15 protein-coding genes are annotated in these 23,755 nt (G+C 40.8%); 10 read left to right on the top strand and 5 right to left on the bottom strand.

The window, feature by feature from the left end:
• The first annotated feature begins 8 nt into the window (after window positions 1–8).
• The 5 genes from AACU25_RS16630 to AACU25_RS16610 all read left to right on the top strand — a co-directional run bounded on the left by AACU25_RS16630 (window position 9) and on the right by AACU25_RS16610 (window position 3,822).
• Window positions 9–758, top strand: a complete 750-nt coding sequence (locus AACU25_RS16630) for a phycobilisome rod-core linker polypeptide (RefSeq protein ID WP_096577410.1) — start codon at window positions 9–11, stop codon at window positions 756–758.
• A 299-nt stretch (window positions 759–1,057) separates the two neighbouring features.
• A complete protein-coding gene (locus AACU25_RS16625) occupies window positions 1,058–1,816 on the top strand; it encodes a phycobilisome rod-core linker polypeptide (protein ID WP_096577408.1) in 759 nt (252 codons plus the stop codon).
• Window positions 1,817–2,005: 189 nt separating this feature from the next.
• Window positions 2,006–2,554 (top strand): phycobiliprotein lyase, encoded by a 549-nt coding sequence (locus tag AACU25_RS16620; protein WP_321206897.1) that lies wholly within the window; start codon window positions 2,006–2,008, stop codon window positions 2,552–2,554.
• Window positions 2,555–2,858: 304 nt separating this feature from the next.
• The gene (locus tag AACU25_RS16615; protein WP_096577406.1) at window positions 2,859–3,482 is read left to right on the top strand and encodes a chromophore lyase CpcT/CpeT; all 624 of its coding nucleotides are present in this window, start codon (window positions 2,859–2,861) and stop codon (window positions 3,480–3,482) included.
• Window positions 3,460–3,822: a CpeR family transcriptional regulator gene (locus AACU25_RS16610; RefSeq protein WP_096577404.1), complete on the top strand. Its 363-nt coding sequence runs from the start codon at window positions 3,460–3,462 to the stop codon at window positions 3,820–3,822. The genes AACU25_RS16615 and AACU25_RS16610 overlap by 23 nt, the downstream gene beginning before the upstream one ends.
• Window positions 3,823–4,050: 228 nt before the next feature.
• Here AACU25_RS16610 and AACU25_RS16605 read toward each other — a convergent pair whose 3' ends face one another.
• Together AACU25_RS16605 and AACU25_RS16600 are read right to left on the bottom strand one after the other, a co-directional pair.
• Window positions 4,051–6,270 carry a hypothetical protein gene (locus tag AACU25_RS16605; RefSeq protein WP_096577402.1) on the bottom strand — a complete coding sequence of 740 codons (2,220 nt, stop codon included), beginning with the start codon at window positions 6,268–6,270 and terminating at the stop codon, window positions 4,051–4,053.
• A 566-nt stretch (window positions 6,271–6,836) separates the two neighbouring features.
• Window positions 6,837–7,190: a Spx/MgsR family RNA polymerase-binding regulatory protein gene (locus AACU25_RS16600; protein WP_096577400.1), complete on the bottom strand. Its 354-nt coding sequence runs from the start codon at window positions 7,188–7,190 to the stop codon at window positions 6,837–6,839.
• 401 nt (window positions 7,191–7,591) lie between these two features.
• Here AACU25_RS16600 and AACU25_RS16595 point away from each other — a divergent pair, with 401 nt between their 5' ends.
• A complete protein-coding gene (locus tag AACU25_RS16595; protein ID WP_096577398.1) occupies window positions 7,592–9,649 on the top strand; it encodes a vWA domain-containing protein in 2,058 nt (685 codons plus the stop codon).
• Window positions 9,650–9,831: 182 nt separating this feature from the next.
• Here the strand turns inward: AACU25_RS16595 and AACU25_RS16590 are convergent, their stop codons facing one another.
• Window positions 9,832–10,458: an SMI1/KNR4 family protein gene (locus AACU25_RS16590; protein ID WP_096577396.1), complete on the bottom strand. Its 627-nt coding sequence runs from the start codon at window positions 10,456–10,458 to the stop codon at window positions 9,832–9,834.
• Between the two features lie 1,191 nt (window positions 10,459–11,649).
• On the opposite strand from AACU25_RS16590, the gene AACU25_RS16585 reads away from it, so the two are divergent.
• Window positions 11,650–12,924, top strand: coding sequence for a lipid-A-disaccharide synthase-related protein (locus AACU25_RS16585; RefSeq protein WP_096583827.1), 1,275 nt, complete (start codon window positions 11,650–11,652; stop codon window positions 12,922–12,924).
• A 93-nt stretch (window positions 12,925–13,017) separates the two neighbouring features.
• Entirely contained in the window at window positions 13,018–14,769 is a 1,752-nt protein-coding gene (locus tag AACU25_RS16580) for an ABC transporter ATP-binding protein (RefSeq protein ID WP_096577394.1), read from the top strand.
• A gap of 132 nt (window positions 14,770–14,901) precedes the next feature.
• Here the strand turns inward: AACU25_RS16580 and cutA are convergent, their stop codons facing one another.
• Entirely contained in the window at window positions 14,902–15,222 is a 321-nt protein-coding gene (cutA, locus tag AACU25_RS16575) for a divalent-cation tolerance protein CutA (protein ID WP_096577392.1), read from the bottom strand.
• Between the two features lie 544 nt (window positions 15,223–15,766).
• On the opposite strand from cutA, the gene AACU25_RS36960 reads away from it, so the two are divergent.
• Together AACU25_RS36960 and AACU25_RS16570 are read left to right on the top strand one after the other, a co-directional pair.
• Window positions 15,767–15,880: a phosphoketolase family protein gene (locus AACU25_RS36960; RefSeq protein WP_422641118.1), complete on the top strand. Its 114-nt coding sequence runs from the start codon at window positions 15,767–15,769 to the stop codon at window positions 15,878–15,880.
• Window positions 15,881–15,963: 83 nt separating this feature from the next.
• Window positions 15,964–17,598, top strand: coding sequence for an alpha-D-glucose phosphate-specific phosphoglucomutase (locus AACU25_RS16570; RefSeq protein WP_096577390.1), 1,635 nt, complete (start codon window positions 15,964–15,966; stop codon window positions 17,596–17,598).
• Window positions 17,599–17,748: 150 nt separating this feature from the next.
• On the opposite strand, the gene AACU25_RS16565 is transcribed toward AACU25_RS16570, so the two are convergent.
• Entirely contained in the window at window positions 17,749–23,169 is a 5,421-nt protein-coding gene (locus AACU25_RS16565; RefSeq protein ID WP_096577388.1) for a trifunctional serine/threonine-protein kinase/ATP-binding protein/sensor histidine kinase, read from the bottom strand.
• Window positions 23,170–23,755: the final 586 nt, after the last annotated feature.

Raw genomic sequence — 23,755 nt, 5'->3', positions numbered from 1 at the left:
AAATTTTAATGGCATCCCAAACAATTCTTGAACTTTGGCCCTCTAGTAGCTTAGAGGAAGTTCAAACTATTATCCGTGCAGTTTACAAACAAGTTTTAGGCAACCCTCATGTTATGGAGAGTGAGCGGTTGGTGACAGCAGAATCACAATTATGCGATCGCTCCATCACCGTGCGGGAATTTGTCCGCAGCGTTGCCAAGTCTGATTTTTATCGCAACCGCTACTTCCAATCCTGCGCTCCCTACAGATTTGTAGAACTTAACTTCTTGCATTTGCTTGGTCGCGCACCCCAGGATCAAAGAGAAGTTTCCGAACACATCGTTCGGACTGTAGCTGAAGGCTACGATGCGGAAATTGACTCCTATATCGATAGCAGTGAATATCAAGCAGCCTTTGGTGAAAACGTAGTACCTTACTATCGTGGTAGAAGTAGCGAAGCCAACTCCAAGCAAGTCGGCTACAACCGCATATTTGCTCTCGATCGCGGCCCTGCCCAAATTGATAGTGCAGTTAAATCTGCTCAATTGGTCTATGCTGTTGCTACTAACAGTGCCAACGCGATTAAAGCTTCTTCATCCACCGTCATTGGCTCCGGAACTGAAAAACGATTCAAAATCTTGGTGCAAGGTTCCAAATTCGACAGTCCCCGACGCATCAGTACCACTGAGTACATTGTTCCAGCTAGTAAGATGACTCCACAAATTCAGCGGATTAATCGTACTTCTGGCAAAATCGTCAGCATTACTGAAATTGTTTAACCTTTAACAAGGTGGGCATCAATACTGGTCTGTTCTAAATGTTGAACTGATTAGTATTAACAACTCGTAATTCGTAGTTACTAATTCGTAATTACATTATGGATGGGAATTTAAATCCCACCTGTAACAGCAAGATTTATAGAAGTCAGGGACTCAAACCCTCAGTTTAATTACGAATTATGAATTACGAATTACGAATTACGAATTACGAATTAGTAATTCGTAATGATGATTAACTTTTTTAATTTGCAATTTTTCAAAAACACCCACAAAAATCCTAAATTTAGGAGGCATTTGATATGGCACTTTGGATAGAAACCGAGTCCGTTGAATTACGCCCCAACGCCACCGAAGAGGATCTACAAGCAACGATCAGAGCCGTATATCGCCAGGTTTTGGGCAATGCTCATATATTTGAAAATCAACGGCTGACCAGTGCTGAGTCTCAATTGCGGAATGGTGATATTACTGTTTCCGGTTTCGTCAGAGCAGTGGCTCAATCAGACCTATATCGTTCATTGTTTTTTGAAACTTCTTCTCCCTATCGTTTTATTGAATTGAACTTTAAACATTTGCTCGGTCGCGCCCCGCAAGATCAAGCGGAAATTGCAGAACACGTGCAAATTTACAACACACAAGGTTACGCAGCAGAAATCAACTCCTACATTGATAGTGATGAATATATCAGGAGTTTTGGCGACCATATTGTGCCCTCTGCTCGTGGTAATCGTACCCAAGCCGGGATTAAGAATGTCGGTTTTAACCGTACCTTCGCGTTAATGCGGGGATTTGCTGCCAACGATCTAGGTAAATCGGCAAAATTGATTAGCGATATTGGCTCTAATCTTGCCACCAAAATTGTTGCTCCCGCTGCTGGTTCTGGTGCTGCTAGCAATACAGGTAAGAGGTTCCGAATCTCTGTATCCAAAGCCAATTTTGGTGCTAGGGTGACCAAGAGCGTAGCTACCTTTGAAGTGGGATACAATCAGCTATCCCAGAAAATTCAAAGTATCCAGAAAACAGGAGGCAAGATTATTAGTATTGCGGAAATAGCTTAACGCTAGCAATGGAGAAGTTCCTCACCTCTAACATTTTGTCAATAGTCAAGCTATGGCAATACAGTTCAGATAAGCTTCTGTTTCTCCCCCTGCATTCCCTGCCTAACCCACTAAATGTCCTTAACTGAACTGGATAAATCTTTAGGGGTCAATGGGAACCTTCTCCTATCCCAAAGCAAATAGCTAAAAATGGAAACCAAAGTGTTGATGAATATTACAAAGTTTGTGGCAAATTCTATAGGGCATTGGCGATCGCAACGTAGTGCCCATCATTTAGCATTCGGTCACTTTGAAGCTGTACAGTCTGAGATAGATATCATTGCTCTTCCAGATGACGATCCAGCAGTGATTGACTTATGTAAAAGCTATAATATCGATCCTCAAACTGTGGTTTCCCCATTTCGCATGACTTGGGAAGGCCAATCAGATTGGGATGATAGTGAAATCAAAGGCACCTGTGTCTTAGTTCCCATCCCCGATCCAGATCGTCCCCATCGCGGTAAACTCCTACGCGATCAAGGCTATGCAGAAACAATCGCCGCTGCTGGCGACTATTACTTTACGGAAGATGGCACATTTGTGTTAGTCACCGCTTACGATCGCGCCGCTGCTGAAGAGAAAATCTGGTTTGTTAACCCCAATGTTCGTTGTCGGGTTTCCCTAATTAAAACTAGTGCTGGTTCAGGAGTTGTTACTGCTTCATTTTCTTCAGAAATCCGCCAGGATATTCAGAAATAAACTATATCTGACCATATTTCAAGTCATATAGATACAACCTCAGTGCGTGCAGTCTATATATAAACGCGATCGCGTTAGCTTTGCCATGCCATTTTTTCATAAACACTGGTGCATAGGTTATGGCAATTCACAATTAGGAAGCCATAGCCAAAGCATTGATGAGTTTGGATCTGTTGTTCAATTTTAGATAATTGGTATTCAGGTCATCATTTTGAATTTTGCCGAAAGTATAGTCTTGGGCTTTGTCCAAGAGGAGCAACTTGACAAGAAGATTTTGGGATTGTTTATTTATCCTCATCTAGTTATGACCTCTTCATTACCAAAAATTTCTGACACTGTATCGCCTAATTTAATCACCCTGGCTCGTTGGATGGCAGGTGATTTCAGCAACTATAAACAGGCATTTGAAAATTCTAAAGATTACGCCCATATTCATGTTTTCTTTCGCCCATTACCGTTTGAATTCTTCTCAGGAATTGGGCTTTATTCGGAACAAGTATATGATTATGATTTGTGGCGACCTTATCGCCAGGGAGTCCATCGTCTTATCGATCAGGGCGATGAAATTTATATCGAAAATTACAGCTTAAAACAAGCACTGTATTACGCAGGTGCAGCACGAGACTTAAATATTCTCAAAACTATTACCCCAAATTGTATTGAACGCCGATATCATTGCTCGATGATTTTTAAACGCGAGGGAGATAAATTTATCGGCGGTGTTGAACCTGGAAACCTATGCTTAATTGAGAAAAATGGCTGCCAGACCTATCTAGATAGTTACGTTGAAATTACAGAAACCACGTGGGTAAGCCTAGATAAAGGTATGGATGTGAATACACACCAACAAGTTTGGGGATCTACCTTTGGGCCATTACGGTTTGAAAAGCGGGAGAGTTTTGCAGATGAAATCCCAAATATCCTATGATTTTTCCCTGCCGAATCTGCCTCTAAAAGCAAATATGCTACCTCCAGAAGCACAGAAGAAAATGCAGTGCTGGATTCGCAGTCGGCATTTAATTTGTTCGGGTAATTTCTTTGTTTTTGCAACTGTAGATTATAGTGCTATCGAACGCTTTTCCCAATGTGTAGGAGCATTAGGAGGTACTGTGATTTCGGTTGAGCCAATTGACAAAATTTGGATGGGCGCTCATCGTCAAGTGATTCTTTATCAGGCAAGAGCCAGTTTACATACACCTTGCCACAATTTGAAACAATATTGGATAAAATACGGAGGCTTTCGCAGCCGATTTGATGAGCAAATTTGACCTTTTCAATTACGAATTTATCACCTGTATTTCTCACAAGCTGCACACATAGCAGATGTAGGTTGGGTTAAGCGCAGCGCAACCCAACATCTATCTTGAAAGCTAAGTAAGTCGCTGGAATAAACCCAACTATTGCTGTCAACTGCCGTGGGCTTTAAAACCGATGGCAGAAGGCAAAAATGTTTTTCCTCTTGCCCTCTGCCTTTGTTCGGTAACAGCTGACCACAATCAGTTTGTAGATGATTCTAAATCATGTTCTAAATGAATATCTTTTACAGGTGGGATAGCTTCATTGATTTTTGTAATTACATCACAGTTATTTTTCTCCCACTCTTTCCAAGAATTTTGAATAGCTTCTTTTTGTTCTTGAGTTAGCTGCCAAGAAAGTGGAGGACTAATCTTGCCAGGCGGAAATGTAATGTTAACGTGGTTAATTTCTATCCCTTTTTTACAAGATTTTTCCTTCAAAAATTGCAGCCTTATTTCGTTATCAGCATGATTGTAACCACATTCATATTTATCTTTCAAAAGTTTGATATTTAATGAATTACTGCCATTTTGTGTAGAACTACGTACGTTCAATAAAGCAAGTAATGAACCAATAACTTCCATCTGCCATCCAGGAGCGCCTTCTTCTTGTTTTGGTAACTCATTATCAGGAAAGGCATTTATTTGTAATAAAATAACTTTTTTGATTTGGCTATTGTGAGATGACTCTAAAAGTTGATCCAGTAATTCAATACTAGTAACTATACCAAAATTGTCGAAGTAGCCACCATCAGCTACATGATAATTCCAATTGGTTTCTTTACTAGGACAGCACACAGGAGAAATATAAGGAAAAGTAGCAGATAATCGAGCAGCTGTAGTCACATCAATGTCATATTCTGGATAGAGCTTGTTAAAGTCTATAGAGGTGCGATTTTCTTGCTGACTTTCTTTACTAAAAGTCAATGGACTAACTAAAAAACGCCGTCCATCTTCAACTAAGGTGGCATTAAAAATAGGAATAGGAATGATTCCTTCGTCAATTTTCTCTCTCCAGCTACCTAAACTTTCATCGGGATTTTCCATTTCTCCTTTCCAGTCTATTTCGATAGCTGTACCTCGATCTTGCTCAGTTTCGGCATGATCATTCTTATCCTTTTCTTTTGGCACAACAAAAGGTAATCCAATAAAACGAAGTAAATCGGGATAAGCTAACCCCCATCCTGTAGCATCCAAACTATCTTCTGTAGCGCTTTTAAAAATGTTTGCTAATTCACATTTATCTGGATAACCTTGCGCTCCAAATCTATCCAAATAAAACATTGTGCCCACAGAACCACCAGAAACTGCACTGATCCAACCAATTGCTTTGGTAAATTTATTTCCAATTGCTTCTTGTAAACCTGTCAAAACTTGAGTTGTCCATCCAGAGGCTTGAATACCACCGCCACTTGCACAAACTACTACTAAAGTTTTCTCATCACTTTGTTGATTTTCTAGCCGTTTATGGATAATATCAATCCATTTTTCATCTGTCGGTTTTGGCAATTTATTTTTTAATGGGTAGATTTTGTAAAAATGGTCTACTTGAAAAATTTTATAAGATGCAGATGAAATAACACAGAATAATAAGAATGTGGGAATGCGAGACACATCATTAAAGAAGGAAATTCCTCCTAGCCATACAACCATCAATGACAAAATTAGAGTGATATAAAAAAGCGCAGGTATTTCTAATCTGTTAGTAATTGGACGAGGTTTAAAGATAATATAACCAAAGCCATAAATCATTAGTATCAGTAAGGAAAACCCTACCATTTCAGCAATACCGTAAGATAAACCCCCAGCTTCATCTATATAACCTTTTTGTATCCTTTTCGGTAAAAAATCGATTAATGCCAATAATACCTGTTTTAAAGATTGATTGGATTTAAAGAAAATCTTAGCAAAGTAGTCTGTGACTATCACTAAAATACCTAAACCTATGCCGAGTATAATTCCCCAAAATTCCTGGCTTTTATCTCCTGTTTCTATTTCTTTTTTAGAAAGCTGAATCGCTTTGATGATAATAGGAAGACTCAAGATGATAGCGCATAAATACTGGATAATTTCTGGAATTGCTGTAATTTCTGGTAACCGAGGTACATCAAAACGAATCTGGGAGTTATACCAAATTACATCCAAAACTTGAATTGTCGAAAGTCCTGCTAAAACTGCACCTCCAATTACTAAAATTAATTGATTATTAGCACGCAGGACAAACAAGTTTTTCAACATTGGTGATAAACCAGTGTCAACAGCAACCTTGGGCAAGAAAAACAGCATTAAGCCAACAATGATAGGTACTCGGAGAAAGAAAATATATTGTAAAACGTTGTAGAAATATTGGAGAGCGACACCTAAGAATGCCAGTACTACCCACAAGATAATACCACCAAAAACCTGTTGTCTCTTTTTCATAACAAATTTCTGCTAAGTATACAAATGAAGCAACCCTACCAATTGTGTAAGTATATATTTCTCATCTCTCTATGTTTTTTGCGGCTCTCTAGTTCGATTTGAAGAATATTTTTCACAATTAATTTAGGATGCTGAGAGTTAATTGTTTAATTCAGTTAACTAAAAATGAAAATATCAAAATTTTGCTAATAATAATATTAAGTTATATTGAGTGAAGCCTGAAATAAGAAAAAATACTTATAATACCTGACTTTAAAAGATTTATTAGCTCAAGGTTGATTAGCATAAAATTACTAGTCTTGTTAGCAATTGTAGGCTTTTTAAAGATAACTATTACTGTGGTTGTCAAAAGATACTAAAAAACATGAGTAATAATTTGTGGGAAAAAATCATAACCCGAATTTATCACCAGAGTTGTCGGTTGGTTTGATAGAAGGAAACCCAACATCGAAATCTAGCTTAAGCGTTCAAATGTTGGGTTGCGCTGTGCTTAACCCAACCTACTGGCGTGTCTAGACTAAAATAGTGCGTTAGATTAGAAAAAATTCATCGCCGATCAATGGAGATTAAAACCCTAATTTTTCGCGAATGAGTTTTTCATCTTTGAAACCTACCGCTAAGGCTGTTCCATCTTTGACAAAAATCGGACGTTTAAGCAGCATTGCATCTTGAGTAAAAGCCTCAATCCATTGTTCATCTGTCCAGGTCTTCTTGTCATCACCTAAAGCACGGTAGGATTGACCGGAGGTATTCCGCATGGGAGCAGAACCCAAAGACTTTACCCAGCTTTGGATCTGCTTGCGGGTGGGTGGATTTTCTTTAGTGTTATTAAATTCATAGTCAATGCTGTTGGCTTGCAGCCATGTCACAGCTTTTTTGCAAGTGCCGCAGTTGGGAATCCCGTAGACTTGAAGGGTCATAACCAGTAATCAATAGTTTCCAGAACATCACTTTTCAAGATTGTATTATCCCCGAGTTGAAAAACCTCTTCCCTTCTTGGCCGTTAAGGCGCGATCTCAGAGTAACTTTATAATGACTGGCGATCGCAATTTATCGCAATTTTATAGTTACCAAAACTGTAACGGTGAGCAAATCCTCAGGGGTTTCAGATTATTCTAGGTATTACCATTTTAAAAAAGAATGCGACAGATTGTAGGAGCAAGGCATTGCTTTGCCCTCCGAATGATCTATCTGTTGCAAACATCATTTTAATTGGTATAAATAAAAACTTTAGATAATAGCAATCCTGTGTATTTCAACAGGGTTGCCATCATTCTATGAAGTTTTGCGGCATTACCAGAATTAGTGTGAGAAGTTAGCCATGTCTTACCCGATTCCATCCAAAATCTGGCAGCGAATCAGCATTGCAACAATATTATTGTTGATACCATCAGTGGGAATTGCAATTTTACGTCAGCCTCCTACGGTTGCGATTCCAGCTAATCAGACTCCTCAAAATTCAGCCTCTATTCCACCCAATAACCCCGACTACCAATCACTTCAAGCATTGGTACAAAAGTATAGTTGCGTTGTTTCCATCCAAAACTTTGGCACTCGGCCTATAACTCGGACTGAGTTTGCCACTGTCTTAAATGCTTGTGTGAATCGGAGTAATGAGCTAATAGCCACTAATCCCAGTACAGTTGCGCCAGCGGATCTCAAAACCCTACAACGCTTGCAATCCGAATTCGCCCCAGAGTTAGCAACCCTGAAACAACAAACAGAGGAATTGAATGCTGCTAGTAACACCAATCCTGCTGAAGACAATCGCAAGACTCAACCTTTACCCACACTGATACCTCCACTCCCTACGATTCCCTCTGGCGCAACTGCTCAAGAGCAAGTTGTTAACCGCCCCGCCAGCCCTAAACTTTCAGCAGTTAGGAATGTAGGAAGGGTTGCACCTGAACCACAAACGGGTAGATTCAACACAGAAAACTACAACCGGATTGATGACAATCCCTTTCACCGCGTCAGTAATGATCCTCTTTCCACCTTTTCCATTGATGTAGATACAGCATCCTACAGCAACGTGCGACGGTTTATTACTCAGGGAGAATTACCGCCCAAGGATGCAGTGCGAATTGAAGAATTGATTAACTACTTTACTTACAATTATCCACAACCAAAAGGCGATGCCTACGGCGGGCAGAGCCAACGCCCTTTTTCTGTTACTACAGAAGTTGCGGTTGCTCCCTGGAATTCGCAACACAAATTGGTACAGGTAGGTTTGCAAGGTAAACGTTTAGAAAGTCAAACTTTACCACCTAGCAACCTAGTATTTTTGATTGATGTCTCCGGTTCTATGGGTGAACCCAACAAATTACCCTTGGTGCAACAGTCCCTCAAATTGCTAGTAGAGAAACTACGTCCTGAAGACCGGGTGAGTTTGGTAGTCTATGCAGGGAATGCGGGATTAGTGTTACCTGCTACGCCTGGTAGTCAGAAATCAAAAATTTTGGCAGCAATTGACCGTTTAGAGGCTGGAGGCTCAACGGCTGGTGGTGAGGGCATTGAACTCGCCTACAAAATAGCTAAACAAAACTTGATTAAGTCTGGTAATAATAGAGTTATTTTAGCTACCGATGGAGATTTTAATGTCGGGGTTTCTAGTGATGCCGAACTGACAAGATTAATTGAACAGAAGCGAGAGCAAGGTATTTTTCTGACTGTGTTGGGATTTGGCACGGGCAATTATAAAGATTCAAAAATGGAACAACTGGCTGATAAGGGTAACGGTAACTACGCCTACATCGATACTCTATTGGAAGCCAAAAAAGTTTTAGTTAACGATCTCAGGGGCACTCTATTTACCATTGCCAAGGATGTGAAAATTCAGGTGGAATTTAATCCAGCGAAAGTTCAGGCTTATCGCTTGATTGGCTACGAAAACCGCCTACTGCAAAACCAAGATTTCAATGACGATAAGAAAGATGCAGGTGATATTGGGGCGGGTCATTCTGTGACAGCGCTGTATGAAATCATTCCTACTGGCATTAACAGCGATGTTAAACTGCCAACAGTAGACCCCTTGCGATATCAGCCTTCTGCTATCAAACCAGCAGATACTGCTAGCAATGAGTTGATGCAGGTGAAACTGCGATATAAATTACCCCAAGAAAATACCAGTCAATTAATTACCCAAACCATCCAAGATAATGATGTCAGCGTTGAACAGCTAACTTCCACGAACCTGAAATTTGCTGCTGCGGTAGCTACCTTTGGGATGTTGCTACGTGACTCTGAGTATAAGGGAAATGCAAACTATGATTTGGTGATGAAATTGGCAACTCAAGGTAAGGGCGAAGACCAGGAAGGTTATCGAGATGAGTTTATTCGCCTAGTAGAGCAATCTAGGGGGTTGACAGCCAAGAAATAATTTGGATTGCAATACAGTCTTCAAAGAATGCAGATGGTGAGGAGTATCAAACCTCACCATAATTTGATAGGGTTGGCGACGCAATATAAATCATGCGATCGCCTTTTCATCGTAATTTATGTTACATTCCATTGACAAATCTAAAAAATACTAGTATTTAAAATTCTTGAGATGTCAATTGATTAAAGCTTGCCCTGAGTAATCACTTTCCAATAATCAAGAAAATGGATCATCTGAGGGTTTTTAGTACTAAAACTCTTTGTATCTTCCTCAGCACTGAGAATGTAATTTCCTGATTCTAGTTGAGTAATAAACCAATTTAAAAATGATTCTAAATTATCTCCGAAAATAAATTTAACTTCTTCATCTCTGCCAAAATTGATAACTTGTCCCCTAATCCCTTGCTCTCCTGGATCTAAATCTATTCCTAAATGGTTACCACCCCAATCGAAAGCAAAAGGCACCCACTTCTTGTTAGCATATATTTCTTTAACTTTTCCCGGACTATAAGATTGGCAGAGAATATGCTTATTGATATCATCATCCACAAGTTGCGCCCACACTTGCCAATTTGCAGATACTTCTAGCAAGGATAAGAATTCTAAGCCGTAAAATAATCCTGGATAAGTTCCGCTTCTCTGTCCATTATGCCACTTATATAATTCTTTAAATGATGAAGGTAACTCGCTTTGTATTTGCTTTTCTAACGCTTGAATTTCTTCTGCAGTTGCTCCCGGATTTAAGGTGTCTAATAATTCAGAAAAATTATTTTTCAACCAATTTTCAATTCGATGTAATATTTCTTTCATAAGGAATTAAAATAAATCTGAAGAAACTATTTTAGCTTCATTTCCAACATCTTCAGTCATCATTGTAGATTTGTAATATTATGTTAGGTTAAACATAGAATAGTTAACAATTAGTTTTTTGACATAATAGTAGCAGTGTGAATTCAAAATTATGTAATTCAGTTGTGATTGAAATAGCAATTCAACATTTTACAACCCCGCAAGGGGATTGAAACTGCAAATAATCTCGTAACACTAATTCAAAATATAGGAATCTGATTTGATTTCTGCAGGACTTACGCAACTGGTACACCAAACTTCTGGTTTAAGAGTCAACAGTCAAGGGTCAAGTGTCAAAAATTCAGGTTTTTTGGACTTTTGACTCTTGACTCTTGACAGCCTAAACGAGAAAAATGTGACACTTGCGTAAGTCCTATTCTGAACAAATTTCAGTAAGCTGTAACGCAAGAAAAGCTTTGGCGCGGATGTTGTAATCTCGCTGCTAACACATCCTACTACCAACCATTCATAGCCAGTAGTGTGTTTGTTGGTATTTATACTTAGTTTTAATCAAAGAAACTATAATTTATTTAACTGTTAACTGCTGTCCTAACGAACGAGCGCTAACTTCCAACGGACAGATATTACAGTTAACAGTTAATCCCTGGCTGAGGAATCCCTGATAAGATCATCAGTCGGGGATTTTAATTAGTTTTCATGCTCATATTAACATTTTGTTGTTATTAAATTTACAGCGATACTTAACAATAAAACCATTATAAAAATATTAAAAAATATATTATAAGAGCCAAAATAATTAGCCAAAATGAGGTAATTGCTGTGTAAATTAATTAACCCAGTCATGCAGTATAAAAACGGCTGTAACTCTTACAGAGCAGAAATATTTGGAGAAGCGATCGCACCTCAGTTGGTGTAAGGTATTCTCTATACCTGTAATGTTGTGTTAGGTTGACGTTCTTGCGGCTGGGTCTTCATTCCTCATGGAGCTGCTATCCGCTTGATGCGATGAATTACAAATTTATCGTATGATTCTTTTTGAATAAAAATGTGAGAAAGCCCCTATCAATCAGCTAACTACAATAATCTTCAAAACCAGCAATGCTTTCTCGATCAATTGAGGTTCCTGTTTAGTTTGCTCTCATGAGACCTAGCAGGATTGCCAAAAAAGAACAGATTTATCCAAATACCAAGATGCCTTCTAAACGAATCTTGTTTATTAGTAACGGGCACGGAGAGGATAACCACACTTCTCATGTTATTCAAACCCTGCGGCAATTATCTCCTTCTATTGAGATGGCAGCAATGCCGATTGTAGGGGAAGGAACAGCTTACCGCAGCCTGAAGATTCCGATTATTGGCCCAACACAAACTATGCCCTCTGGCGGATTCTTTTACATGAAGCGCCTCTATTTACTCAAAGATTTCCAATCGGGATTAGTTGGGTTAACGTGGCGACAGTTACAAGCGGTTTTGCAGTATGCTCCTAACTGCGATTTGATTATGGCTACTGGGGATTTTGTCTCCCAAACATTTGCTTATTTAACAAAGCGCCCTTTCGTGTCATTTATTTCTTGTCTTTCTGCCTTGTATGAAGGGCGATTGCGGATCAATCCTTTGTTGTGGCACGATTTGAATTCTGCTCGCTGTTTGGCAGTTTTTACCAGAGATGCCCATACAACGTTCGATCTGCAACGGCAAGGTATAGCTAAAGCTAAGTTTGGTGGTATTCCGGCCTTAGATCGCCTCGTTCCGGCTGGCAAAGACTTGCACCTCAAACCAAACATCCCTGCGATCGCACTCCTCCCTGGATCACGAATGCCAGAAGCCGCCAGAAATTTTTGTTTGCAGTTGCAACTGGTGAAAGAAATTGCCCAGGTGATGCCTGAATCTGGATTGCAGTTTCGCGCTGCGTTGGTTCCTAATTTGATGGGTGAACTAGAAAATATTGCTCAAAGTCAAGGTTGGCAACTATCCCAAGGCAGACTTACCTATTCTCTGTCAGGAAGTTCTGCTGAGGAATTACCGTTGGTAGAAGTTAGATGTTACTCAGATGCTTTTAGTGATATCTTATATCACTCTAATCTCGTCATTGGTATGGCAGGTTTGGCAGTGGATTTAGCAGTGGCGATCGGCAAACCGATTATTCAAATTCCCGGCGAAGGGCCGCAATTTACCTATCAATTTGCAGAAGCGCAAACGCGGCTATTGGGCATTTCTGCTCAAACCATTGGCACTGGGCCAGCAACTCCAGAGACACTCAAACAAGCGGCTCAACGTGTAGTAGAGACTTTACAAGATGCAGACTATCTCGCTAAATGTCAAAAAAATGGCCCTGAGCGATTTGGCACTCCCGGCGCATCTGAAAGAATAGCCCGCTTTTTGCTCAACTCTCTAGGAGAAATTGATTCAAGAAGGCAGGAGGCAGCGGGCAGAGGGCAGAAGGTATCAATTGTCAGGAGATTGTGACCGAATTTGAGATTTATGACCAGCCCCTGACAAAATTGCTGATGCTGGCAAACTTCAATCATCAAGATAAGGATAACAATCAAAAATTAAACTATGAAAGTCCGCTCTAGCTACTGGCATCTGTTACCTTATCTGTGGCCCCAATGGCTGCTGTTAGTTCGGGGATTCGCTTGCATCTTAGGATTTGTGTTGCTCACTCTAGCACTGCCCTATCTAGCAGGTCAGGTGGCTTTTTTTGTCGGTCAGGGTAATGTTAACCAGATTGCCTACTGGCTGGGGCTAGCTACTTTGGTATTTTTGCTGCGAGGGCTTTGCCAGTACGGGCAGAATGTCTTTATGATTGCGGCTGCTCTTAATATGGTTTTAAATCTGCGTAAGCAGGTCTATGCACATTTGCACAAACTCGGATTAGATTACTTTGAAACTACACAGACAGGAGACCTCACTTATCGGTTAACTGAAGATATCGATCGCGTCGGTGAGATTGTAGACAAGTTATCGCATCAGTTTCTTTCCAATCTGTTGCAGTTAATTGTCATTCCCATTTACATGATTTACTTGAATTGGCAACTCACCCTTGCTGGTTTGATTTTAGCTCCCTTGATGGCTTGGTTGATTGGCGCATTTGGTCAGCGATTACTCGTGCTATCTCGCCAAAGTCAAAATCAGGTTTCTAATTTGTCGGCGCTGCTAACGGAAGTATTTAGCGGGATTCGCGTGGTTCAGGCTTTTGCCGCCCAAGGGTATGAGGTCAAACGATTCAATCAAGAAGCCGAACAACATCGCCAAGCTAAGTATCGCGCTCTACAACTCAAATCGCTGCAGTTTCCCGTTGTGGGTTTTTTAGAAGCAGTTAGCATTATGCTGCTGTTTCTGTTGGGCGGATGGCAGATTTCGCAAAATCAATTGACACCTCAAGGCTTTATCAGTTTCTTAGCTGCTGTAGCTATACTGATTCAGCCCATCGACCTCTTGATTAGCAATTACAACGAGTACAAACAGACCGAGGCTTCTGTAGAACGCATATTTGAATTGATGGCGCAGCAGCCCAGTTTCAGCGAAAAACCGAATGCTAAGGAACTACCGCGAATTGCTGGCAAGATAGAGTATCGTCATGTCAATTTCGCCTACAATCCCGGTCAGCCAGTCCTCAAGGATCTCAATCTACACGCTGCACCAGGTAATGTCATTGCCTTAGTTGGTGCTTCTGGGGCGGGCAAATCGACTTTAATTAATTTGTTACTTCGCTTTTATGACCCGCAAGCAGGCGAAATTCTCATTGATGATATCGATATCCGCGATGTCACACTCACTAGCTTGCGTCGTCAAATTGGCATTGTTCCCCAAGATATTACTCTTTTTTCTGGAACCATCGCCGAAAATATTGGTTACGGTCAGGAAGAATTAGATTTATCCGCCATAGAAGCAGCAGCGAAAATTGCTAATGCTCACTCGTTTATCAGCCAGTTTTCCCAAGGTTACCATAGCTGGGTAGGCGAACGTGGGGTTAATCTATCTGGAGGACAGCGCCAAAGATTAGCGATCGCCCGCGCAATTGTCAACGATCCACGAATTCTCATCCTAGATGAAGCCACATCTGCCTTAGATTCAGAATCAGAAGCACTTGTCCAAGAAGCGCTGGAGCGAGTTATGCAGAACCGCACCGTGTTTATTATCGCCCATCGCTTAAGCAGCGTGCGGCGAGCTGACTGCATTCTTGTACTAGAACAAGGGCAGGTAGTGGAAGCTGGTACCCACACTTTCCTCCTGTCTCAAGAAGGACGCTATGCCCGTTTTTACGCCCAACAGTTTTACTCGACAGATGAGGCAGAAAGCAGAGAGTAAGGAACTTCCAACTAAAAAAATATTCCATCCCTGCGGGACGCTACGCGTTCAGCGTAGCTATGCCGTAGGCTTTACGCTATGCCAGCAGAGGGAGAGAAAAAGGCTTATCTAAACTTTATTGGGGTTTAAAGCCTATTCTTTCTTTGTTTCCCCTAGCAGCCAATTCAGATAGTCCTGATTCCCACCTTTGATGGGCAAAGCTACCACACAAGGCACTTCGTAGCTATGCTCTAATTTAACTTTTTTTGTTAGCTCCTCCAGCAAATCATTGCGGGATTTGAGAATTAAAACCGCTTCCTTACCCACTTCCAATTGACCTTTCCACCAATAAATGCTTTCCATCCCATCAATCACGTTGGCACAGGCGGCGAGGCGTTCTTCAACTAGGGCTTTGCCCACCTGTAAAGCCTCGGCACGGTCTTTACAGGTAATATAAACAAAAATAGGTTCCATACGGTGTTTTGATTAATTTCCATCCTTTGCATACAGGCAGAGTAACGATAGCAAAGAGTAAATTTAGTTAGCAATGCTCTTAAGTAAAGCGAAAAGGTATCTTCCTCTAAAGGGGATTGAAACCTATTTCTCTGGGGCGATCGCCTATATCCAAATACAGTTACAGTTAAGAAAATTAATTGATAAGCTGATACGCGCCTAGATCAAATATTCTGTCGTTAGGGCTGTCAAGGGTCAAAAGTCAAAAGTCCAAGCTAGCCTTTGACCCTGGACTCTTGACTCTTGACCACCTGAGCGCGAAATATACAATTTAAATGCGTAACAGCTTAACAAAACCAAAAAACTAGTTAAAAAAACCGAACAATAATTTTGGAGGGGGTTTGGGGGACGCAACCGTCACCCAATCGGGGGTTTGGGGGAGAATCCCCCAATTCTGCAGGCTTTGTTAATAAGTGACAAATCAATCGCTAATGAGCTTAATCCAAGCGTATTGGCCTATTTCCTGATCATTCGCTAAAGTACGCTTTAGCGAAACTGAGTAAGAATTAATGCCTACGGGCGAAGCTGTAACTACTTAGCACTAGGTATGATTAGGGTGCGGGACAACTCACTATTGAAAGAATTTATCAAATCTCAACAGGTTAAGCACCGAGAATAATCAGTTTTCTGGAGAGCAATCGCCGTATCATACCTTTGTGTGGCTTCCTCAAATAGCAAAAAATCAGTTCTGAAAACATGACAATGGATATCCAGACATTTGATACCACCCCCTTTCCTGATCAGAAGCCCGGCACTTCTGGACTACGGAAAGCAGTGAGTGTTTTTCAAAAACCCCATTATTTAGAAAACTTCATTCAATCCATCTTTGATATTCTCGAAGGCTTACAGGGACAGACCTTAGTTGTAGGTGGTGATGGACGTTACTACAATCGCCAAGCTATTCAAATTATCTTGAAAATGGCCGCAGCTAACGGTGTGGCTAGAATTAAAGTTGGTCAGGATGGAATTTTGTCTACCCCGGCAGTATCTGCCATAATTCGCAAATACCAGGCGCTAGGTGGTATTGTCCTGTCTGCCAGCCATAATCCTGGCGGGCCAAAGGGTGATTTTGGTGTAAAATACAACATTAGTAACGGTGGGCCAGCACCGGAAAAAGTGACAGAGGCTATCTATGCCCGCAGCAAAGTTATTGACAAATATTACATCTTAAATGCCCCAGATGTGGATTTAGGAACCTTGGGTGAATCTAAACTGGGTGAAATGGTTGTAGAAGTCATTGACTCCGTGCAAGATTATCAAGAGTTAATGGAGTCCCTGTTTGATTTCGATCGCATTCACCAATTCTTAACTTCTGGGAACTTCCGGCTGTGCATAGATTCACTTCATGCCGTGACTGGCCCCTATGCCCATGCCCTATTTGAGCAGCGCTTGGGCGCACCTGCAGGTAGCGTGCAAAACAGTATACCTCTGGAAGACTTTGGTGGCGGACATCCTGACCCGAATTTAGTGTATGCCCATGACTTAGTAGAAGTCCTTTATGGAGAAAATGCGCCAGACTTTGGTGCAGCTTCCGATGGCGATGGCGATCGCAACATGATTTTGGGACGCAAGTTTTTTGTTACCCCCAGCGATAGCTTGGCAATTTTAGCTGCCAATGCCAAGCTAGTGCCAGGATATCAGGATGGTTTGGCAGGAGTCGCACGTTCTATGCCTACTAGTCAAGCAGTAGATCTAGTAGCAAAACGGCTGGGGATTGACTGCTACGAAACACCTACTGGTTGGAAGTTCTTTGGTAATTTATTAGATGCAGGTAAAGCTACTCTTTGTGGAGAAGAAAGCTTTGGCACTGGTTCCAACCATATTCGAGAAAAAGATGGACTGTGGGCAGTGCTGTTTTGGCTAAATATTCTCGCAGTAAAGCAACAATCTGTAGAAGAGATTGTCCGCGAACACTGGCAAGCTTACGGACGCAACTACTATTCTCGCCACGATTACGAAGAAGTTGATGCGGGGAAAGCCAAAGCCTTGATTGACAATGTGCGATCGCAAATGCCAAACCTTCCAGGCAAACAATTTGGTAAATATGAGGTTGAGTATAGCGATGACTTTAGCTACACCGACCCAGTTGATGGCAGCATTAGTGAAAATCAAGGCATCAGAATTGGATTTACTGATGGTTCCCGCATTGTCTTCCGTCTCTCTGGTACTGGTACCCAAGGCGCAACTTTGCGAATTTATCTGGAATCTTACGAACCAGATACTGCTAAACAAAACCTCGATCCCCAGGAAGCACTAGGAAATTTAATTGCGATCGCTGATGAAATTGCTCAGATTCGCACCTTCACAGGTAGAGAACAGCCAACTGTGATCACCTGATGCTTACAAAAGTCTAGAGCAGACGACATTTCACATTTACTAGAAAAGGCAGAGGGCAGGAGGCAGAAGGAATGTCCTCCTCTGCTCCCCTGCTTCCTCTGCTCCCTCTGCCACCCCTAGCAATAGGATATTGATTTAGTTGCAAGTACCTTAATGAGGCAGAGAAATTATAAATTCTGTTCCTTGCCCTAAAACAGAATTAACTGCAATTTTTCCCCCATGTGTTTCTTCTACAATTTGACGTGCGATCGCAAGTCCTAATCCTGTGCCTTTCCCTACTGCTTTGGTCGTAAATAAATGGTCAAATATCTTTTCTTTGACATCTTCGCTGATGCCCGGGCCATTATCAGCAATTGAAATTTTTAAGGTATGATTTTCAATGGCAGTTCTCACGAGAATTTTGTGAGGATTGAGCTTGAGTTCCTCAAAGCTTTTGCCAATACTTGACTCATCTACAGCATCAATGGCATTAGCGAGAATATTCATAAATACCTGATTTAATTGTCCAGGAAAGCACAAGATTGGTTGTAAATTATCGTAATTAGTGACAACTACAATTTCTGGACGTTGCTCATTTGCTTTCAAGCGATGTTTAAGAATTAAGATTGTACTATCAATACCTTCATTGATATTAAATGGCACTTTATAATCTTTATCAGCACGGGAGAAAGTTCTTAAACTGGTGCTAATATTTTTCAATCTGTCAGAAGCCATGACCATTGCATTGAGCATTTTTGGTAGGTCTTCTAGGCTATAGTCTAAGTCGATTTCTTCTGCATGATCGAGAATTTCTACTTCCGGATTTGGTAGTGCTTGTTGATATAGTTTTAGGTGTTCGGTGATATCAGCCAAAGTAGGTTTAGCTTGTTTGAGGCTAGCCGCAATAAAGCCGAGGGGATTGTTCATTTCATGAGCTACCCCAGCAACTAAATTACCAAGTGCAGACATTTTTTCCTGTTGGATCATTTGCAGTTGGGTTTGTTGCAGTTCTTGCAGTGCATTTTCTAGTGCTTGAGATTTTTGCTCTAACTGTTGAGCATAAATCTGAGAATCTTGATAAAGACGGGCATTTTCCAGAGAAATAGCTGCCTGAGTACAAAGAAAATTGAGAATGAGGATGCGATCGCTAGTAAATACATTACTAGTTGAGCGATTCTTTAAATACAAAATCCCAATTACATGTCCTTGATTGAGAATTGGTAAGCACAACAAACTTTTTGGCTGTCTTTGAATTAAATACTCATCAATTACAGGTAAATTGGTTTTGAGTTCTTCAATCATCACCATTTCTTGAGTATTTTTGACGTACTGGATCAACTTGAGTGGTAAGTTGGGGTTACCCTCTAAAGGTTCGGCACAAATTTCTGTGGTTTCGGGTGTAGCAATAGCCCTGACTAACCATTCTCCTTGAGTATTAGGTAGAATTAAGGCACAGCGATCGCCCCCAGAATGTTGCAGAATAATCTGTGTTAATTGGTGCAGCAGTTTATCTAGTTGAATCGTGCCAGAAATGGCTTGAGAGGCTTTGAGGATAGCTGCAAAATCAAAGCTACTGATTTCACTGCTAGAAGAACGACTCAAATCAGTAGAATTATGCACTGAGATTGTAGGGCTAAAGCCGCTCGATAATGTTTCCAGCATTTGTAATGGTTGTATTCTCTGCTGGAGAATAATCCGCAGTAAATCGGGATAGCGATTTTCCAGATCCTCAGTTTTGGCTTTTGCGCCCCAACGAGCATAACAGTAGTATGCCTCCTGCATATAACTGGCTGCAACTTTCTGTCTACCCCAACTGAGGTAAAATTTAGCTGCTAGTTCATTGCTGAGTGCTTCATCTTGCAGATAACCATGGGTTTTGGCTTGGGCAATAGCTAAATCATAATATTCCATCGCTTCCGCAAATTTACCAAGCACTCGATAGTGTTCTGCGGCTACAAGTGAAGAGCGATGTTGATGATTGAAGGGTGCATGATTAGCCCAAGTTTGGAGTTTTTCTTGATGGGCATTAATTCGCTCTAAAATAGCCGATTGTTCTTCCGGGTTAGCATCAGTGTAGTTTGCTAGATGAATTAAAGCATCATAAAAAACTTGCACAACTACGACAAAATAGCCAATTACCGCATTGCTATACTGTTCGGCTAAGGCTGCTTGTTGTGAGGCCGTTGCATATTCTCCAAACAAATAACACAGAACAGCTTGGTTGAGATGAAGATAGAATAACCCTGTGCGATTGCTGGTAGCTTGCAAGCTGGGTAAAATTTGGGCAGCATTAAAGACTTTGCCCTGTAAATAATAGGGAACTTCCGCTTCTGCTAATAAATTGAGAATCGCTTGTTGGTAACACTCTAGATATTTTAACGTTGCTTCTTGTTTTACTTGGCTGATGACTTGCCGATAATTCTCCATTTCCTCAGCCAAACCAATTAATTCTCGACCACTCCAATAGCTATACTGACTGTATGCGTCTAAGTTCAACGCCACGCATTCCCAATCTCCGGTTTCTAAACCACTTTGATAACCTTCTAGCAACCAGGGAATACTGTGATTTAATGGTTCTTTCCAATGTCGAATAAAGCTGTTGACAATAAAGTAAGCCCTACTTTTCAAGGCGTTAGTTTGGTATTGTTCTAGTAACTTTAATGCCAGTTGTCCAAACTCATACCCAGCATCAATATCTCCCATCAAACCACAAAGAATCACTGCGTAGTCTGCATAGGAAAAAATAGCAATAGATGAATTGCCAAATTGGATAGCCATCTCCACTTGCTTGGATGTAAGTAGTGGTAACAGTGTCGGTTTAGCAATGTACGCAGGGGACACCAATGTAGTCATAATTTGCATAGCTGCTAGCTGATGCGGATCGCTCATTACAGGTAAATCCAGCAAGCTAATGGGTGTGCGCCCCATCCATAATTGTTTTGTCTGTTGGGCTGCTGTGCCAATATCTGCCGTAGTTGGCTGATCGGGAAATTCCACACCGAGTAATTTCAATCCTTGTAACCCAGTTTCAACGGCTTTGGCAAATTGACCTTGCGACCGGAATGCCATCATTCGGACTTCATAGACTTTGATGCTATCTAGCAAAGAAGTAGCAGATTGCAACACCACCTCACCCCATGTAGCTAGCTTGTCAAAGTCTGTATTCAAGCAAGCAGCTTCTAAACGCTCATTATGCAGATTTAAGGTTAATTGGTAATGTTCCCTCCAAGCATCGGCGGATAGTAAATCAATACCTTGGGTGCAATATTTCACAGCAGCATTATAGGCGATCGCACTTTTGGCTTTGCGCCCCGCCAGCAAATTCAGTTGAGCTAATTCCAGTTGTTTCTCAGGCTGAGTGATTAAATCAATGCCAATATTCAGGTGATTGACAATTTCAAAGATATATGTATCTAGTTGAGTTGTAGGTGTGTTCGTGTGCAATAATTGACCAATCGCCAAATGAGTCGCTTGTTTTTGGTCTTGGGGAATTAAACAATAAGCAGCTTGTTGGACGCGATCGTGCAGAAAGCGATAAGCAACATTTTCGATATTGTTAGTTTGAACTTCTTGCTCATCACTGAGATAAAACTTATAAACTTGACTTTGCGGTAAAATCAATCCTTCCTGCAAAACCTGCCACAAAGCATCTGCTACTGTCTGGGGTGGCTGTTGGGAAACAACTGCTAAAGTAGTTAAATCAAAAGAGTTACCAATACAAGCAGCTAACTTCAGAATATTTTGCGAATCAAGAGGCAATTTTTGTAACTGAGTAGCCATAAATTCCACTACATCATCAGTCACAGATAGCGCATTAACTTGAGCAAAATCACATTCCCAGTAACCTTGCTGGCGATCAAATGTGATTTGTTTATCTTCGTATAAAGCCTTGAGAAACTGGGTAATAAAAAAGGGATTACCTTTAGTTTTGCGATTGATTAATTCTGTTAAAGGAAGTGATCGCTCAGTGGGACAATGCAAAGTATCAGCAACTAACTGATTGGTATCACTTAAGGAAAGGGGTGCAAGAGTAATAGTATTAACAGCCTTACCTGCTTTCTTGAGTTCCTCTACTGTCAATATAAATGGATGTGCGGCTGACACTTCATTATCTCGATAAGCACCCAACAACAGCAGATAGTTTTGGTCTTCCATTAGCAGTTTAATTAACTGTAGCGAAGCCAAATCTGCCCACTGTAAATCATCCAAAAACATCACCAAAGGATGTTCCTTTGTGGTGAACACTGCAATAAAGTTTTGAAACAGTAAATTAAACCGATTTTGCACCGCAGTTCCTGATAGTTCTGGTACAGGCGGTTGTTTACCAATTACCTGTTCTAATTCGGGAATTACCTCAATCAAAACTTGTCCGTTGTCTCCGACAACTTGCAAAATTTTATTGCGCCATTCTACTAATTTTGCGTCTGATTCTGACAACAGTTGTGCGATTAAGTCACGTAAAGCTTGCACAAAAGCCGATAAAGGAATATTCCGATTGAATTGGTCAAACTTACCTTTGATAAAATAACCCTGTTGACGGGTAATTGGTTTGTGGACTTCATTCACCACAGCAGTTTTCCCAATCCCGGAAAATCCAGCAACTAGCATGATTTCTGATGTGCCTTGAGCCACCCGCTCAAATGCTTGCAGCAAAGTGCTAACTTCTCCTGCTCTACCATATAATTTTTCTGGAATCAGGAAGCGATCGCACACATCCCACTGAGCGATTTCAAAATCTTTAATTCTTCCTGTATCTTGGAGTTGAGCTAAACAAAGTTCTAAATCATGCTTTAATCCCAAGGCACTTTGATATCTATCTTCGGCATTTTTTGCCAGCAGTTTCATCACCATATCTGCAACTACTTGCGGAATTTCCTCCCTGTTCCCTAATGCTGCAGGTATTTTCGCCAGATGACAATGCACCAACTCCATTGGATCATCACAATTAAATGGTAACTCTCCGGTTAACATTTCATACAATGTTACACCCAGAGAATAATAATCGCTGCGGTAGTCAATACCTCGATTCATTCTGCCTGTTTGTTCTGGAGAAATATAAGCAAGAGTTCCTTCTAAAACATTTAAACTTTTAATTTCTTGGGTTTCTTTGGGTAGTAATGAAGCAATACTAAAGTCAATAACTAGAATTTGCTGATACTCAGGATTAATTAAAATATTTGCTGGTTTAATATCTTTATGAATAATGCGATGTTCGTGTAAATCGTGAAGAATCTGTGATAATTGAATAGCAATATTTAAAACTTCTGCTAAAGAGATATTTGATGTTTTAATGTATTCTCTTAAAGAAATTTCTCCGGTATCTGCCATCACCAAAATATAACCATTGCCATAGGTTTCTAAGGATAAGGGATGAATAATTCCAGCAATGTTGAGATTTTTACTGATTGTATATTGATGGCGAAATTGTAGTAATTCGTTAAAACTAGGATACTCTGAGTTCAGCAGTTTAATCACGACTGCAAGTTGGTCTAATTGGCGGATAGCTCGATATACATTGGTTCTAGCGCCAGCATACAGTTGAGAGCTAATTTCATATCCTGCAATGATGGGAGTAGAGTTCACGGTTTCCATCTATACATAACCTAATTTGGCTTTTCCTTAGTTTCATTGAAAGCGGCGGGAAACTCCATCCCCTTGTTGGTTAAGAGGGACAGCCGTCCCGCCGCTTGGGGCGGCATGGGGCATGGGGAAGAAACTACCGATTCCCCATGCCCAAAAACTCCATCTCCTTGTTGGTGGAGTTTTTTATTAGTATTCCCATCAACCTGATGTTGAATAACGCTATCAACAGGAATTGATAGTTGAATCTGCTTGGGTAGCTTGCTGACTGGAAAGTGCTGAGTTGCGAGTCAAAATTCCGGCAGATATACCACTTAAAAAAGCAGTGCGTAAAGCCCAAAATGTTAAAAAAGTTTAAAGAATGGTAATCCAGCCTAGACTTAGGGTGGAACTGATTAGAGGAATTTCTGTCTCACCTTTTAAAATTCCTCACCAAAACGCTACCAGTACAGATAAAAAGTCAGCTGATTGTGATTTTTCCAGAACACCACAAGCATCGTAAGAAGCGTTTGAGTTTAGAAGGAGCGATCGCATTTCTAATTATTGAAGTAATTCTTTGTTATTAGACACATTATTCCTGTAAAATCAGGATGAGTTT

The organism is Tolypothrix tenuis PCC 7101 (assembly GCF_963874875.1).
GTDB lineage: Bacteria > Cyanobacteriota > Cyanobacteriia > Cyanobacteriales > Nostocaceae > Aulosira > Aulosira tenue.
This window is presented reverse-complemented; position numbering and strand designations above follow the sequence as displayed.

Excerpts from the sequence above, each read along its gene's own strand:
- AACU25_RS16600 (WP_096577400.1), bottom strand. The coding sequence starts at position 7,190 with ATGACCCTTCAAGTCTACGGGATTCCCAACTGCGGCACTTGCAAAAAA.
- AACU25_RS16615 (WP_096577406.1), top strand. The coding sequence starts at position 2,859 with ATGACCTCTTCATTACCAAAAATTTCTGACACTGTATCGCCTAATTTA.
- AACU25_RS16570 (WP_096577390.1), top strand. The coding sequence starts at position 15,964 with ATGGATATCCAGACATTTGATACCACCCCCTTTCCTGATCAGAAGCCC.
- AACU25_RS16585 (WP_096583827.1), top strand. The coding sequence starts at position 11,650 with ATGCCTTCTAAACGAATCTTGTTTATTAGTAACGGGCACGGAGAGGAT.
- AACU25_RS16595 (WP_096577398.1), top strand. The coding sequence starts at position 7,592 with ATGTCTTACCCGATTCCATCCAAAATCTGGCAGCGAATCAGCATTGCA.
- AACU25_RS16630 (WP_096577410.1), top strand. The coding sequence starts at position 9 with ATGGCATCCCAAACAATTCTTGAACTTTGGCCCTCTAGTAGCTTAGAG.
- AACU25_RS16590 (WP_096577396.1), bottom strand. The coding sequence starts at position 10,458 with ATGAAAGAAATATTACATCGAATTGAAAATTGGTTGAAAAATAATTTT.
- AACU25_RS16620 (WP_321206897.1), top strand. The coding sequence starts at position 2,006 with ATGGAAACCAAAGTGTTGATGAATATTACAAAGTTTGTGGCAAATTCT.
- cutA (WP_096577392.1), bottom strand. The coding sequence starts at position 15,222 with ATGGAACCTATTTTTGTTTATATTACCTGTAAAGACCGTGCCGAGGCT.
- AACU25_RS16605 (WP_096577402.1), bottom strand. The coding sequence starts at position 6,270 with ATGAAAAAGAGACAACAGGTTTTTGGTGGTATTATCTTGTGGGTAGTA.
- AACU25_RS16580 (WP_096577394.1), top strand. The coding sequence starts at position 13,018 with ATGAAAGTCCGCTCTAGCTACTGGCATCTGTTACCTTATCTGTGGCCC.
- AACU25_RS16565 (WP_096577388.1), bottom strand. The coding sequence starts at position 23,169 with ATGGAAACCGTGAACTCTACTCCCATCATTGCAGGATATGAAATTAGC.
- AACU25_RS16625 (WP_096577408.1), top strand. The coding sequence starts at position 1,058 with ATGGCACTTTGGATAGAAACCGAGTCCGTTGAATTACGCCCCAACGCC.
- AACU25_RS16610 (WP_096577404.1), top strand. The coding sequence starts at position 3,460 with ATGAAATCCCAAATATCCTATGATTTTTCCCTGCCGAATCTGCCTCTA.